General features: G+C 66.2%; 13 protein-coding genes. 8 read left to right on the top strand and 5 right to left on the bottom strand.

Translation table 11 applies throughout. The features are described 5' to 3' along the window. Window positions 1-99 precede the first annotated feature (99 nt). Complete coding sequence (locus tag ACZ6YI_RS15725) at window positions 100-999, top strand: SDR family oxidoreductase (RefSeq protein WP_465779483.1); 900 nt, start codon at window positions 100-102, stop codon at window positions 997-999. Here ACZ6YI_RS15725 and ACZ6YI_RS15720 read toward each other — a convergent pair. After that, on the bottom strand, window positions 978-2171 hold the full coding sequence (locus tag ACZ6YI_RS15720) for a TCR/Tet family MFS transporter (RefSeq protein ID WP_465779482.1): 1194 nt from the start codon (window positions 2169-2171) through the stop codon (window positions 978-980). The two genes, ACZ6YI_RS15725 and ACZ6YI_RS15720, sit on opposite strands and share 22 nt — an antisense overlap. A gap of 58 nt (window positions 2172-2229) precedes the next feature. Here ACZ6YI_RS15720 and ACZ6YI_RS15715 point away from each other — a divergent pair, with 58 nt between their 5' ends. Then, the gene (locus ACZ6YI_RS15715) at window positions 2230-2862 is read left to right on the top strand and encodes a TetR/AcrR family transcriptional regulator C-terminal domain-containing protein (protein WP_465779481.1); all 633 of its coding nucleotides are present in this window, start codon (window positions 2230-2232) and stop codon (window positions 2860-2862) included. A gap of 8 nt (window positions 2863-2870) precedes the next feature. Here ACZ6YI_RS15715 and ACZ6YI_RS15710 read toward each other — a convergent pair whose 3' ends face one another. Together ACZ6YI_RS15710 and ACZ6YI_RS15705 are read right to left on the bottom strand one after the other, a co-directional pair. Beyond that, window positions 2871-4301: a YncE family protein gene (locus ACZ6YI_RS15710; RefSeq protein ID WP_465779480.1), complete on the bottom strand. Its 1431-nt coding sequence runs from the start codon at window positions 4299-4301 to the stop codon at window positions 2871-2873. After that, window positions 4298-4699 (bottom strand): DUF305 domain-containing protein, encoded by a 402-nt coding sequence (locus ACZ6YI_RS15705; RefSeq protein ID WP_465779479.1) that lies wholly within the window; start codon window positions 4697-4699, stop codon window positions 4298-4300. The genes ACZ6YI_RS15710 and ACZ6YI_RS15705 overlap by 4 nt, the downstream gene beginning before the upstream one ends. Before the next feature lie 209 nt (window positions 4700-4908). On the opposite strand from ACZ6YI_RS15705, the gene ACZ6YI_RS15700 reads away from it, so the two are divergent. The 5 genes from ACZ6YI_RS15700 to ACZ6YI_RS15680 all read left to right on the top strand — a co-directional run bounded on the left by ACZ6YI_RS15700 (window position 4909) and on the right by ACZ6YI_RS15680 (window position 12113). Beyond that, window positions 4909-6003 carry an alpha/beta hydrolase gene (locus tag ACZ6YI_RS15700; RefSeq protein ID WP_465779478.1) on the top strand — a complete coding sequence of 365 codons (1095 nt, stop codon included), beginning with the start codon at window positions 4909-4911 and terminating at the stop codon, window positions 6001-6003. 153 nt (window positions 6004-6156) lie between these two features. After that, window positions 6157-6543 (top strand): hypothetical protein, encoded by a 387-nt coding sequence (locus tag ACZ6YI_RS15695; protein ID WP_465779477.1) that lies wholly within the window; start codon window positions 6157-6159, stop codon window positions 6541-6543. A gap of 67 nt (window positions 6544-6610) precedes the next feature. Next, on the top strand, window positions 6611-7885 hold the full coding sequence (locus ACZ6YI_RS15690; protein WP_465779476.1) for a TolC family protein: 1275 nt from the start codon (window positions 6611-6613) through the stop codon (window positions 7883-7885). Continuing rightward, window positions 7882-8991 (top strand): efflux RND transporter periplasmic adaptor subunit, encoded by a 1110-nt coding sequence (locus ACZ6YI_RS15685; RefSeq protein ID WP_465779475.1) that lies wholly within the window; start codon window positions 7882-7884, stop codon window positions 8989-8991. The genes ACZ6YI_RS15690 and ACZ6YI_RS15685 overlap by 4 nt, the downstream gene beginning before the upstream one ends. Next, window positions 8991-12113 carry an efflux RND transporter permease subunit gene (locus ACZ6YI_RS15680; RefSeq protein WP_465779474.1) on the top strand — a complete coding sequence of 1041 codons (3123 nt, stop codon included), beginning with the start codon at window positions 8991-8993 and terminating at the stop codon, window positions 12111-12113. Before ACZ6YI_RS15685 ends, ACZ6YI_RS15680 begins: the two co-directional genes overlap by 1 nt. Here the strand turns inward: ACZ6YI_RS15680 and ACZ6YI_RS15675 are convergent. Further along, a complete protein-coding gene (locus ACZ6YI_RS15675) occupies window positions 12086-12535 on the bottom strand; it encodes a MarR family winged helix-turn-helix transcriptional regulator (RefSeq protein ID WP_465779473.1) in 450 nt (149 codons plus the stop codon). The two genes, ACZ6YI_RS15680 and ACZ6YI_RS15675, sit on opposite strands and share 28 nt — an antisense overlap. A 115-nt stretch (window positions 12536-12650) precedes the next feature. Here ACZ6YI_RS15675 and ACZ6YI_RS15670 point away from each other — a divergent pair, with 115 nt between their 5' ends. Beyond that, window positions 12651-13019 carry a nuclear transport factor 2 family protein gene (locus ACZ6YI_RS15670; RefSeq protein ID WP_465779472.1) on the top strand — a complete coding sequence of 123 codons (369 nt, stop codon included), beginning with the start codon at window positions 12651-12653 and terminating at the stop codon, window positions 13017-13019. Window positions 13020-13085: 66 nt separating this feature from the next. On the opposite strand, the gene ACZ6YI_RS15665 is transcribed toward ACZ6YI_RS15670, so the two are convergent. After that, window positions 13086-14411 carry a dicarboxylate/amino acid:cation symporter gene (locus ACZ6YI_RS15665; RefSeq protein WP_465779471.1) on the bottom strand — a complete coding sequence of 442 codons (1326 nt, stop codon included), beginning with the start codon at window positions 14409-14411 and terminating at the stop codon, window positions 13086-13088. Between the last annotated feature and the right edge of the window lie 96 nt (window positions 14412-14507).

Genomic DNA, 14507 nt, shown 5'->3' with positions numbered 1-14507 from the left:
GGCGAACCGGGTGGTCGTTATAACAGGATAAAGTCACTACTTTAACAGGGTAGTCCTCGCGACCAGACTGGGCAACCACCACCCACCGGAGCGACCTCCATGCGAATTTTCCTCACCGGCGCCACCGGCTTCATCGGCTCGCGCATCGTTCCGCAGCTGCTTGCCGCCGGGCACGACGTGCTCGGCATGACCCGCTCGGACACGGGTGCGGCGTGGCTGGTGGAAGCGGGCGCCCAGGCACACCGCGCCACCCTCGAAGACCTGGAAAGCATCCGCGCTGGCGCGGCGAACGCGGATGCCGTGATCCACACGGCCTTCGACCACGACTTCTCCAACTTCGTCGCGAACTGCGAAAAGGACCGCGGCGTGATCACCGCGCTCGGCTCGGTCCTGAAGGGCTCGTCGCGTCCGCTGCTTATCACCTCGGGCACGGGACTGGGCCAGGCGGGGCATGGAGCGCTGGCCACCGAGGATGTCGTGAACTTCGACCACCCGAATCCGCGCGTCGCGTCGGAGCAGGCGGGCCAGGCGCTCCTCGACGCCGGCGTAAATGTCTCGGTCGTACGCCTGCCGCAGGTGCACGACACGAAGCGGCAAGGCCTCATCTCGCCGTTTATCGACATCTCGCGGGAGAAGGGCCTCGTCGGCTACCTCGGCGAAGGCAACAACCGCTGGCCGGCGGCGCACGTCGATGATGTCGCGCTCCTCTATCGCCTCGCCATCGAACGAGCTGAACCGGGTGTCCGCTACAACGCCGTCGACGAGGAAGGCGTGCGCGTGCGCGATATCGCCGAAGTCGTCGCCGCGGGGCTGGGCCTTCCCGTCAAATCGCTCTCGCCGGAAGAAGCGCAGGCGCACTTCGGCTGGCTCGGCATGTTCGCGGGCCTCGACCTCAGCGCATCGAGTGCGATCACTCGCGAGCGCCTCGGCTGGACACCGAAAGGCCCGAGCCTGCTCGACGACCTGCGCCACATGGACTATGCGGCGGCGCTGGCCTGAACCGGTGCGGCGCGCCAGCGCGCCATGGCGATGAGCGCGACCACGTAGAGCGCGGCACCGGCATACCAGACGACGCCCGGGCAATCGGTGCGCCACGCAAAGTACGCCGAGCTGATCAGCACGGGACCGACCACGGACACCAGGCCGCCGACGCTCGCGAGCACACCCTGCAGGCGCCCCTGCTGCGTTTCGTCCGTGGTCGCGCTCATCATCGATTGCAGCAGTGGCGAGGCGAGGCCGCCGACGCAGAACAACGGCATCAGCGCGAACGCCACCCAGCCACGGAAGGCGAGTGCGATCAGCACGTAGGCGAGTGCGTCGCTGAGCATGCTCACGACCACCGCACGGCGTTCGCCCAGCCACGCGGCCAACGGGCCGGCGAGCAAGCCCTGCATCAGCGCATGGAACACACCGAAACACGCCAGCGAGATGCCCACCATGGTGCTCGACCAGGCGAAGCGATCCTCGCCATAGAGCACCCACGTCGTGCCGCCGACCTCGCCGACGAGACAGACGATCGCGAACGCGACAAGGCACGGTGCCACGCCATGCAGCTGGCGCGCCCAGCGCAGCGAGGCGAGCGGGTTGGCGAGCAGCGGGGTTGATTCGCCGGCGTCCCGAGCGGGTTCGCGGCGCAGCGTCAGCATGATCCACGCCGCGTTGATCGCTGCGAGCACGCCCGCCGCCACGAAGGGCAGGCGGACCCCGGCCTCACCCAGCACGCCGCCAATGAGGGGGCCGACGATGAAGCCCAGGCCCATGCATGCGCCCAGCTGGCCAAAGCGCTTCGCCCGCTCATCGGCCGGTGTCGTGTCGGCGATGTAGGCGGACACGACCGAGGTGCTGGCGCCGAACACACCGGCAAGCGCACGCGCGCACAGCAGCCATGCGTAACCCGGCGCCACGGCCAGCGCCGCATAGGCCAGCGCCTGGCCGAGCAGCGAGACCAGCAGCACGGGGCGCCGCCCGTAGCGGTCCGAGAGCACCCCGACCGTCGGTGCAAAGAGGAACTGCATGAGCGCGTAGGCGCCGATGAACGCGCCAAACCGCCAGCCCAGCGCAGCCGGCAGCCCGGCATCGGCCAGCAGGGCGGGCATGACCGGCAAGGTAAGGGCTACGCCCATCGCATCGAGCGCGGCGGTACACAGGACAGCGGCAAGGGCGGGCTTCATGGGCAGGCGATCTATGTTAATTTATCACTGATAATCGATAGTTTATAGGTGATAAATAGTGGCGCGCAAGGTTGGCACGCGGCTGGACCCGGATCAGATCGTCGACACGGCGCTGGATCTGCTGGATGAGGTGGGCCTGGACGCCCTGTCGACGCGCGCGCTCGCCGAGCGCATGGGCGTGAAACAGCCCGCCCTGTACTGGTACTTCAAGAGCCGCCAGGCGCTGCTCGACGCGATGAACCAGCGCCTGATGCAGTTGCGCGAGGCACGCGAGCCCCAGGAAGGCGAAGCGTGGGATGCCTTCCTCATCCGCGCCAACGGAAGCTTCCGCGCCGCTCTCCTGAGCCGGCGCGATGGCGCCCGTATCCATGCGGGAACGCACGCGGATCCGGGCGACATCGCCCTGGTCGAAAAACAACTGGCCGTGTTCGTCGCAGCGGGGTTCACGGCGGGCGAGGCGCTGGACGTGCTGGTGGCTACCTCTCGCTACACGGTCGGCTGCGTGCTCGAGGAGCAGGCCGAAAGCCAGCGCGAACAAGACGGCGCCCTCGCGGACGCCGCGGCACCCTTTCCCATGGCGTCAGCCGCGGTGGCCCATTATTTCGAGCATGGGCCGGCGAATGCGTATGACGACGGCATGCAGATGCTGGTCGACGGCGCGCGTGCACGGCTGGCGCGCAAGCGGGCGTGACCTGCGCCTTACGATGCCGGATGCTGCAGCACCTTCCCCGGTGCGCCACCGGCTTCCTCGGTAATGACCAGGTAGCGCCGCGCGCCTGAGGCAGGCTGGTCCACCAGCTGGCGAATCGGGCCGGCCGCATTGACGATCGCCGCGCCCGCCGGGTTGCTCATGAAACGCGCGAGCGGCTGCAGGTTGCCGCCGGTCGGCGAGTCGGCGAGTGCGATGAAATACGCCTTCTTCGGTTCGAGGCCTGTCACGGCCGCCTGCAGTACCTGCACCAGGCCCTGGTCGAACAGCGTGACGTGCGTGCGTTCGCCCGTGCCATCGCTGAGCGAGAGTGAGAACGTGTTCCCGGCGATGCCCAGCTGCGCGAGCGACTTGTCCGCGTCCGCGCTGGCGGCGGCGTCCGCGACGAACGCCAGCGCCTGCGGCGCCTGGCCGATGGGAATGTTGGCGATGACCTTGTTGGTCGCCGTATCGATCACGGCAAGCTTGTCGTCGTTCTCGAGCCCGACATACACACGTGAACCATCCGACGAAGGCCAGACACCGTGCGGCATCGCACCGACCGGGATGGTCGCGACCGTCGCGTAATCCTTCACCCGGAGCACTTTCACCTGGCCCAGGCCACCGACGGTCACGTACGCATACGGCGTGCCCTTCACGTTGGCGAAGTTCACGTGGTTCGCGATCGGACCCATGCTCATCGTCTTGAGGATGCCGAAGGGTGGCAACGCCGAGAACGCGACGAGCTGCCCCGTGTCCTTCAGCGTGAACCACACCTGCTTCCCGTCTGGCGTCACCGCGATATTCGGACAGAACGGGCTGGGCTGCTTCACCTCGCCGACCTGCGTGCGCATGGCTACGTCGACGACCACGGTGACCGGATTGAACGAGGAGCAGATATACGCGTACTTGCCGTCGGGCGAAAAGATGGTCATGCCAGGACCGCCCGGCGTCTTCACCCGCGCGGTCTCCTCGTAGGTCTTCGCATCCAGCACCGACACGTAATCTTCGCCGCGCACGGTCACCCACACCGCAGTGCCGTCGGGTGTGAAGAACGCCTCGTGCGGCGAACGGCCCACGTAGGTCGTGTGCTTCACCGTATTGGTCGCGGTATCGATGAAGCTGACGCCGTTGGAACCGATCGACACGATTGCCAGCGTCTTGCCGTCCGGCGAAAAGCCCATGCCGTGCGTGAGCACCTGGCCCTTGTAGAGCGGGGTGAAGTTGGTCGGCTGCGGCTCGCCCAGCCGGATCACGCCGATCAGCTTGTTGTCGACCGGGTCCGTCACCGACACGGTGTTCGAGAACTGCTCGGCCGCATAGACGCGATCGGCATGCGTGATCGGCTTGTCGGGCTTGCCCCAGGGCGCCTGCTGAGCGGCTGCCCACGTCGCGAAGGTGGATGCGAGAAGCAGGATGGTGATGCGGCCGGGTGTGTTCACCGTGATTCCCCGTGGTTGTGCGTCATGGCGCCCATCGTGGGCGCCGGTGCGGAAGGTGGAAGTGGATCGCCCAAGGCAAGGCGCATGGCGGCGATCTCTTGCTGCTGGTCGACGATGATCTCCTGCGCAATGCGTCGCAGGTGTTCGTCCTTGCCGTAGGTGAGCTCGGCGACCGCCATGTCGATCGCGCCCTGGTGGTGCGGCACCATCATCGCCACGAAGTCGCGGTCGACGTTGCCGGTGGGCGGCACGTCCATGCCTTTCATCATGGTGTCCATGGCGCGCGCGGACTGTGAGTGGAAGCCCTCGTCGGCCGGTGTGGTGGACGCGCCGCGCACACTCGTAGCCAGTGCCAGCGACACCGCCAGCAGCGTGATCCAGACCTTTGTATCGTGCATACCCCGGGATCCTGATACGGCCACGTGCTGCAGCCGGATGCCGGGCATTTTCTGGCAGTGTCGTGCGGGTTACTTGCCGCGCCTGCATTCAGCTTGTTGAATCATGCCGGGCAGTGACATCGGCGTATCTCCAGCGCGCTGCCATGAATTTGCCAGCCACCACGCCCAAGGTGGGCGATGCCGCGTACACGCCGCCCAGGGAAAAGCGTATGAACAGTGCAACATCCGTAGGAGCCCACCCTTCGGGCCGTGGGAGTGAGCTTGCGAACGATGGGTCCGCGAAAGAGCATCGCTCGCAAGCTCACTCCCACAAGAATTCGCGCCGGTGGATCGGCTTCATCGCGGCGCTCTTGCTGCCTGCGGCCGCCTTCGCCTACACCACCGGCGGCGAGCCCCTGCTCAACCCGCAGAACCGACCATGGGAGCCCGCGGCGCCGGGCGTGCAGACGCCGCTCTGGCCCGAGGACATGAAGATCGCGGCGCCGGCGTATCCGGGGCCGGAAGTGTGGGGTACGGGCAAGGGCCAGATCGCGAACCAGCCGGTCACGGTGGTCGAGCATGTGTCGCGGCCGACCATGACCGTGTATCCCGCGAAGGGAAAGAACACGGGCGCCGCGCTCGTCGTGTTTCCCGGCGGTGGCTACCGGATCCTGGCGATCGACCTGGAAGGCACCGAGGTGTGTGACTGGATCACCGCCAAAGGCGTGACATGCGTCGTCGTGAAGTACCGCGTTCCCGGATCCGGCCCGTACTGGAACGACGAATGCAATTGCCGGCGCGACCCGAAGGAACCGATGGCACTGCAGGATGCGCAGCGCGCGATCAGCCTGCTCCGCGCCCGGGCTGCCACTTACGGTGTCGATCCCCACAAGGTCGGCGTCATCGGTTTCTCGGCGGGCGGGCGCATGGTCGCCGACACGAGCAACCACCTGAAGCGAAGCTACAAGCCGGTGGATGAGGCGGATACGCAGAGCGTGCGACCGGACTTCGCGATCGCGATGTATCCCGGCCACCTGTGGACCGAGCCTGGCCTGACCCTCGACAAGGGCGTGAACATCAGCCGGGACGCGCCACCGACACTCATCATCCAGGCCGAGAACGACCCGACCGACGATGTCCGCGAATCGCTGACCTATTTCCTCGCGTTGAAGAAGGCGGACATCCCGACGGAGATGCACATCTACGCGAAGGGCGGCCACGCCTTTGGGCTGCGGCCTACGGAAAATCCCATTACGCGTTGGCCGGCATTGGCAGAGACGTGGATGCGGACGATTGGCGTGCTTTCGCCTGAAACGAAGCCGTGACGCGCCTTGAATCGCGCGCAAGCGCGCTCCCACAAGAAGCCCGGTGCCACTAGCCCCTTGTGGGAGCGCGCTTGCGCGCGATTCAAGGCGCCATGCTCATAGACCGTCGACCGTAATTGTCTAACACCCCCTGCCAACCCTACGCTTGGCGCCATGCATGCCCCGACCACCCGCCTGTTCCAGCGCCTGCGCCTCCATCGGGGGGCGTGGATGCTTGTGGTGTTTGCCATGCTGATCAAGTTCGCGGCTTCGACGGCCTGCCTGCTCGATGGCCCGCGCACCGTTGTGGCCGGTGTCCAGGCGAGCACCGCCATCGAAGCCCAGTTCATCGCCGCAACCACGGCCGATAGCCAGGACGATGAGTTCTGCCAGCTGGGCGAACCCGGCGGCTGCCACTGCGCCTGCGCCCACGCCGTGACGCTGCCCGCCGCGTCGTTCGATACGGTCGCGAGCGCCCTCCTGCCTTCGATCCACGCCCACGCCCCGGTCGCGCCTTCCATGCGCCCGATGGCGTCGCCCTTGCGGCCACCTATCGCCTGAGCACTCGCCATGGCGCACCGCTGCTCCCTGCAGCGGTGCCGTTCGCTTGTCTCAGGAGAACCCCAACATGTTCGTTTTACGTGCAGCGCCGCTCGGCGCCCTGTGCGTGTTGTTCGTCGCGTCAGCCATGGGCCGCCCCGCCGCGGCTGATACGCCGACGCTGCCCATGCCGCCACCGGGCCTGCAGGCCGCGATCCACGAGCTGTGGAACGTGAACCCGCAGGTCCAGGCCGCCGACGCCAGCCGCCGTGCCGCCCAGGAACGCGCGAGCGCCGCAGGGCAACCGGTCTACAACCCGTCCCTCCAACTCGATGCCGAGAACGCCGACGTCAACCGACGCACGGCGGGTGCGAGCCTCACGCTGGATGCTTTCGGCAAGCGCGAAGCGCGCATCACGCAAGGCGACGCCGAAGTGCGTTCGCAGGAGGCCGCCTATGTGCTGGCGCGCCGTGATGTCGCGCGCGACTGGCTGAAGGCGTGGTCCAGCGTTGCCTATACGCGCGAACAATCCGCGCTGGGCGAGCAGCGGCTCGCGCTGATGCGCCGCTTCGATGCGCTCGCCGGCCAACGCCTCAAGGTCGGCGATATCAGCAGCACCGAGCGCGACCTCGCCGGCCTGGCGCTCGGTGAGGCGCAGATCGAGCAATCCTCGCTCGAAGCGCGCCAAGCCGATGCCGCGGCGGCCCTCGCCGCACTGGGCGGCGGTCCCAACGGCAAAGCGCCTGCCCGGTTCGTCGCGCTGCCGCCGATGCCTGCGGCGATCAAAGCCGCACCCACCTCCGACCGCCCCGAGCTGCAACAGGCGCAGGCCGAGCAGGAACGCGCCGACGCGGCAGTCACCGTCGCCGACCGCAACCGCCGGCCGGATCCCACGATCAGCCTGACCGGCGGTGAAGTGCGTAGCGGTCCGCGCACCGACCGCGTCGTGGGCGTGAGCATCTCGATGCCGATACCCGTGTTGAACAGCGGTCGCTACGAGGTGGGCGCGGCACGCGCGGACGCAGACGCTGCCTACGCCACGCGCCGCGCGGCCGAACTGCGTTCCGATGCGCGGCTCACGCAGGCGCGGGCGACGTATACCGCCCTCCGCGCTGCCAGTGAAAACTTCCGCCAAGGTCGCGCCGGTGCCTTCGACGAACGCGCCGCGCTGCTCGACAAGCTCTGGCAGGCCGGCGAGATAAGCACCTCCGACTACCTGGTACAGCTCAAGCAGAGCCTGGATACCGCCCTCTCTGGCATCGCCCTGGAGGACCAGACCTGGCAGGCGTGGTTCGACTATCTCGCCGCCGCCGGCCGCCTCACCGACTGGGTGACCGGCAACCTCAAGGAATCTTCCCCATGATCCGCACACCGTTTCGTATGACGGCCGCCGTCCTTGCCCTGGCGCTGGCCACCACGCTCACCGCCGGCGCGGCTCGTGCCGAAGAAGGCGCGGAAGCGAATCCGCTGGTCCTCGATGCAGCGGCGCAAAAGGAGGCCGGGATCCAGGTCGCTACGGCCGCCTTGCGTAGCCTGACCGATCAGGTGAAGGCGCCCGGCGAAGTAAAGGTCGATGCGTATTCCACCGTGCTCGTGTCGCCCCGCGTCGCATCGCAGGTCGTCGCCCGTAAGGTGAAGCTCGGCGATGAGGTGAAGGCGGGGCAGCCACTCGTCACGTTGTCCAGCGTCGACGTCGCTGAGACACAGGGGCAACTGATCGTCGCCAGCCAGGACTGGTCGCGCGTCGCTTCGCTCGGGCCCCAGGCCGTCTCCGCCCGGCGCTACAACGAAGCGCTTGTGCAGCGCGACCAGGCCAGGGCGAAGCTGAAAGCCTACGGGCTCTCCGACGGGCAGGTAACCCGCCTGGTGCAGCGCGGCTCCAGCGCCGCGGACGGCAGCTTCGAACTGCTTGCGCCCCAGGCTGGCCGCATCACGACGGACGACTTCATCGTCGGTGAGCGCGTGGAGCCCGGCCGTGCGCTCTTTACGATCGTTGCCGAGTCGTCCGTGTGGGTGGAAGCCCGCCTGGCTCCGGCAGTCGCTGAGCAGGCGCAACCGGGCGCGGCAGTCATCATCGCCGCGCATGGCACCGAGCTGAAGGGCAGCGTCATCCAGCGCTCGCACGTGACCGACGAGAAGACCCGAACGGTCAACGTCCGCATCCAGGTTCCCAACGACAAGGATCTCCTGCACCCGGGCGAGCTGGTCGAGGCGCGCATCGCCATCGCCGCGCAGACCCGGGTGCTTGCCGTCCCCACCGATGCCATCGTGCTGCTACAGAACCAGCCCTCCGTCTTCGTACGCGGGAAGCAGGCAGGGCAGTTCGAACCGGCCGCCATCGAGCCCGGTGAAACGCGCGACGGATGGACCGAGGTGAAGAAGGGCCTGACGCCGGGCACGGCGTACGTGAGCAAGGGCGCGTTCGCGCTCAAGGCCCGCATGCTGCGCTCGCAACTGGGGGAAGAGTGATGCTGGAACGCCTCGTCGCCCTTTCCCTCAAGTACAAGATTCTTGTCCTAATCGTCTTCGCGGTGGTCGCCGCACTCGGCTATCGAGCGGTGCGCACCTTGCCGATCGATGCGTTCCCCGACGTCACGCCGGTGCAGGTAAACGTGTACACCGAAGCCTCCGGCCTCGCGGCAGAGGATGTGGAGCAACTGCTCACGACACCGGTGGAGTCCGCGCTCGCGGGACTGCCCAAGGTGCAGGAGATCCGGTCCGTCAGCCTGTTCGGGCTTTCGTACGTCGCGGTCTACTTCGACGACGACATGGACATCTACTTCGCCCGGCAGCTCGTCAACGAGCGGCTACAACAGGTCGGCGACAGGCTGCCTGCGGGCTACGGTAAGCCCGAGATGGGCCCCAACACCTCCGGTCTCGGCCAGGTGTTCTGGTACACGGTGGAACGTGCCGACGCTGCGCTGAAGAACGCGCCAAATGACATGGACCTGCGCACGCTGCAGGACTGGACCGTGCGCCTGATCCTGCGCACGGCACCCGGTGTCGACGACGTCACCTCGTGGGGCGGTCAGCAGAAGCAGTACCAGGTACGCCTGGATCCGCTGCGGCTGATCGCGCACAACCTCAGCTTCAGGCAGGTGATCGAGGCGCTCGAGGCCAACAACGCCCAGGTCGGCGGCAACTTCATCGACGTCGGTCGCGAGCAGTACCTCGTTCGCGGGCTCGGCCTGGTGAAGAACGGCCAGGACATCGGCAACATCGTGCTGAAAACCGAGGACGGCACACCGGTGTACGTGCGTGACGTCGCCACCGTCACCGAAGCGGGTGCGCCACGCACCGGAGCGGTCACGCGGGATGGCAAGGAAGTCGTGATGGGGCAGGCGCTGGCCCGCATCGGCGAGAACGCGAAGAGCGTGGTCGATGCCGTGAAGGCGAAACTCGATACGGTGAAGCGTGCACTGCCCGAAGGCACCGTCGTGAAGCCGGTCTACGAGCGAACCGACCTGGTCAACGCCGCGGTCGGCACGGCGGTAAGGGCGCTGGTCGAAGGTTCGATCCTCGTGGGGCTCGTGCTGTTCCTGTTCCTGGGTGAGATTCGCAGTGCACTCATCGTGGTGGTGACCTTGCCGCTTGCCATGCTCATCGCCTTCATCTGCATGGAGCAGGTCGGTCTTTCCGCGAACCTGATGTCGCTCGCCGGGCTGGCCATCGGTATCGGCATGATGGTGGACGGTGCCGTGGTGATGGTCGAGAACGCGTTCCGGATCATGGCGGAGAAGAAGGCGCACGGTGAGGCCATCGACCGCAGCGCCGCGGTGCTCCAGGCCGCACGCGAAGTGGCAAGCCCCATCGCCTTCGCGATCCTGATCATCATCGTGGTGTTCCTGCCGCTGTTCAGCCTGCAGGGCCTCGAAGGCAAGATGTTCAAGCCGATGGCATTCAACATCAGCTTCGCGATGGCGGGCTCGCTGCTGCTGGCGCTCACGCTGATCCCGGTGCTCGCCGCGGTGATACTGAAGCCGAAGGAGGAGAAGGACACCCGCCTGGTGGCTTGGCTGAAACGGGGCTATGCACGTGTCCTTGGCTGGTCGCTGGCGCATCGCAACGCAGTCATCGGCATCGCAGGTGCGGCGCTCGTCGGCGCGCTGGCGTTGTTCCCGTTCCTCGGCAAGGAGTTCATGCCCAACCTGCGCGAGGGCGCCATCATGTGGCGGATCACATCGATTCCGTCGGCCTCGCTGGATGAATCGATCGCCATCTCGGCTCGCGTGGCCGGGCGGGTAAAGGAGAAATTCCCCGAGGTGGAGACGACGCTGGCCATGATCGGCCGCGCCGAAAAGGGTGAGACCGCCGATGTGAACTACATGGAGGTGTATACGCCACTCAAGCCGAAGGATCAGTGGCGCGATGGCGAAACGCTGGAGACGATCCAGGGGGCCATGCAGAAGGAGCTCAGCGCGATCCTGCCGACGGCGGTGGTCAGCTACACGCAGCCGATCCAGATGCGCATCGAGGAACTGATCTCGGGCGTTCGCGCCACGCTGGCCTTGAAGATCTACGGTGACGACCTTAGTGAGCTGGACCGGTTGAGTGCAAAGGCGCAGGATATCCTGGCGGGTGTACCCGGCGTAGCGGATCTCGCCCTCGAAGCGAACATCGGCAAGCCACAGGTCCGCATTGAAGTGGACCGCGATGCACTGGCCCGCTATGGGCTCAATGCCGGTGACGTGCTCACCGTGGTTCGCAATGGCATCGGCGGCGAGCCCGTCGGTACCTTGCTCGATGGCGTGAAGCGCTTCGATATCACCGTGCGGCTGAACGAGGCAAGCAAGGCATCGGTGCAGGATATCGAGCGTATCCCGGTGAGCACGCCGTCCGGCGCGCTGGTGCAGCTGGCCCAGGTGGCGAAGGTGACGACGGCGGAGGGGTATTCATTCATTCGCCGCGAACAGCTACAGCGGTACGCGGTGATCCAGATGGATGTGCGTGGCCGCGATATCGATGGCTTCGTACGCGACGCCGACGCGGCCCTTGCCCAGTCCATGACTCTGCCTACGGGCTACTACACCGAATGGGGCGGCGCCTTCGCCAACCAGCAGCGCGCGTTGAAGCGGCTCGCGATCATCGTGCCCGCTACGATCTTCTTCATCTTCATCCTGCTCTACACGGCGTTCAACTCGGTGCGTTACGCCGCATTGATCCTCGCCAACGTGCCGTTCGCGACCATTGGCGGGGTCGTCGGCCTGTTCATCAGCGGCCAGTACCTGTCCGTGCCGTCGGCGATCGGCTTCATCGCGGTGTTTGGCGTGGCGATGCTCAATGGCATCGTGCTGGTGAGCTTCCTCAACGAGCAGCAACATGCTGGGCTTGGTGTGCGGGAGGCCGTGGTCAAAGGCACGGCACTACGGATGCGCCCGGTCCTGATGACCGCGAGCGTCGCCATCCTCGGTCTCGTTCCCATGCTGCTCTCGAGCGGCGTAGGGGCGGAGACCCAGCGGCCGCTGGCGACGGTCGTGGTGGGTGGACTCATCACCTCGACCCTGCTCACGTTGGTGCTCCTGCCGGTGATCTACGACTGGATGGAGCAGCGTAGGGTGAGGCGTCAGGGAGACTCGACGCCGGTCATCTGATCCAGGTTGGCGATCACGCGTTTGAGCATGTCGATGAACTGGGCGGCTTCGCTATCGGAGAAGCCGTCCAGAGCCTCGCGGTTGCCCTGAAACAGCGTGGCGGTGGCCTTCGGCAGGCGTTGCTTCGCCACCTTCGTCAGGGTGACCAAGCTGCTGCGGCCATCGGAAGGGTCGGGCGTGCGCTCGATCAGGCCATCGCGTTCCATGCGCCCGAGCATCTGCGCCATCGGCGGCTGTTCCACCTTGGCGAAGCGGGCCAGGTCGCGCTGCGTGCTGGCCTTGCCATGCTGCAACGCGACCAGGATCGGTACGTGGCCTACCCCGAAGCCCAGCGGCTTGAGCCGCGCCTCGCTAAGCCGCGCGAACCCACGCGCCGCCAGGCTTACCAGGTGGCCGGGCGTCGAAAGCACGTCTTCATTCATGGCGAATTCCGCTTGACGAGAAAATAGATATGTACGTATATATATCAGGCAATGCCGCGGGGCAAGGCTTAAAGTCGCCCACCGGCGCCCTCACCCATGTAAGCGAGGAAATGCCATGTCGAACGATGCCATCCCACTGATCCAGCGCATGTACGCCGACTTCAACACCCGCAACATCGACGGCGTATTCGCCGTACTGGATGACGACGTCGCCTGGGCCAACGGGATGGACGGTGGATATGTCCACGGCAAGGAAGGCTTGCGCGAGTACTGGACGCGCCAGTGGTCCATGGTGAGCCCGCATGTGGCCCCCGTCGCGTTCGCGCCGTCAGCCGATGGGCGCGTGGCCGTGGAGGTCATCCAGACGGTCCTGGACCTCGACGGCAAGCCGCTCGAAGGCCAGACACATGGCCTGAAGGACAAGACGGTCACCCACGTGTTTCATGTGGTCGAAGGCAGGATCGTGCGATTCGATATTGCGTAGGCGCAGCCGCACGCATGCGAGACTTCCGCCCTGGGCTCAGTCAGCTCTGAGGTGCGGAAGCCGCAGTCACTCGGCGGGCGCTTCAACCGCCGAGGTCGCATGGTCGGCACCGCCACTCGCCAGGGTCGCGCTCAGCGCCTCGCGATCCAACGCACCTTCCCAACGGGCCACCACGATAGTGGCCACCGCGTTGCCTACGAAGTTGGTCAGCGAGCGGCACTCGCTCATGAAGCGATCGACGCCGAGGATCAGCGCCATGCCCGCGACCGGCAGCGAGGGCACCACCGAAAGCGTAGCCGCCAGTGTCACGAAGCCGGCGCCGGTCACGCCGGCGGCGCCCTTGGAGCTCACCATCGCGACCAGTAGCAAAGCGACCTGTTCGCCGAGCGAGAGTGGGGTGTTGGTCGCCTGCGCGATGAAGAGCGCTGCAAGCGTCATGTAGATATTGGTGCCGTCGAGATTGAACGAATAGCCGGTGGGAACGACCAGGCCGACAACCGACTTGTCACAGCCCGCGCGCTCCATCTTCTCCATCAACGAGGGCAGGGCGGCCTCCGACGACGAGGTGCCGAGGACCAGCAAAAGCTCCGCCTTCAGGTAACGCAGCAGCTGGAAGATCGAGAAGCCGGTAAGGCGGGCGACGGTGCCGAGGACGACGATGACGAAAAGCAGCGCCGTGAAATAGAACGTCGCCACGAGATAAAGCAGGTTCTGCAGCGAACCGAGCCCGTACCGGCCGATAGTGAAAGCGATGGCGCCAAAGGCGCCGATCGGCGCAGCCTTCATCAGGATGTGCACAAGCTTGAACACGGGCGCCGTCATCGCCTCGAAGAACGCGATGACCGGTTTCGAGCGCTCACCTGCCAGCGTCAGCGAGATGCCGAACAGCACGGCGAGCAGCAATACCTGCAGGATGTTGCCCGAGGTAAAGGCGCCGAACACGGTGTCAGGAATGATGTCGAGCAGAAAATGCGTCAGCGACATATCGTGCGCCTTCGAGGCGTACGTCGCGATTTCCGTGGTGGAAAGGCTGGCGGCATCGATGTTCAGGCCCGCGCCCGGCCGCACCACGTTGGCTACGACCATGCCCACGACAAGAGCCAGCGTCGAGAACACAAGGAAGTAGGCCATGGCCTTCAACACCACGCGGCCCACGGCGTTCAGGTGCGGCATCCCCGCGATACCCGTGACCACGGTCAGGAAGATCACCGGAGCGATGACCATCTTCACAAGCTTGATGAAGGCATCGCCCAGCGGCTTCATCTGCTCGGCGAAAGCCGGGAAGAAATGGCCGAGCACCGCGCCCAGCGCAATGGCGACCAGTACCTGCACGTAGGTCTGGCGATAGAGCGGGACGGGGAGGGCGGGGGACGCGGTATTCGGAAGCAGCATGGCGGGAAGCGATTGACCGGTGAGGTTGCCCCTTAGTCTAGCCGCTCCCACGCGGAATCCCGGCAATTGCCGGGGGGTGGCCGCGCCCCTGCGCGC

This window comes from Luteibacter sp. NPDC104163, assembly GCF_055584245.1.
Note: the sequence above shows the minus strand (reverse complement) of the source record. Positions and strands in the feature narration are given on the sequence as shown.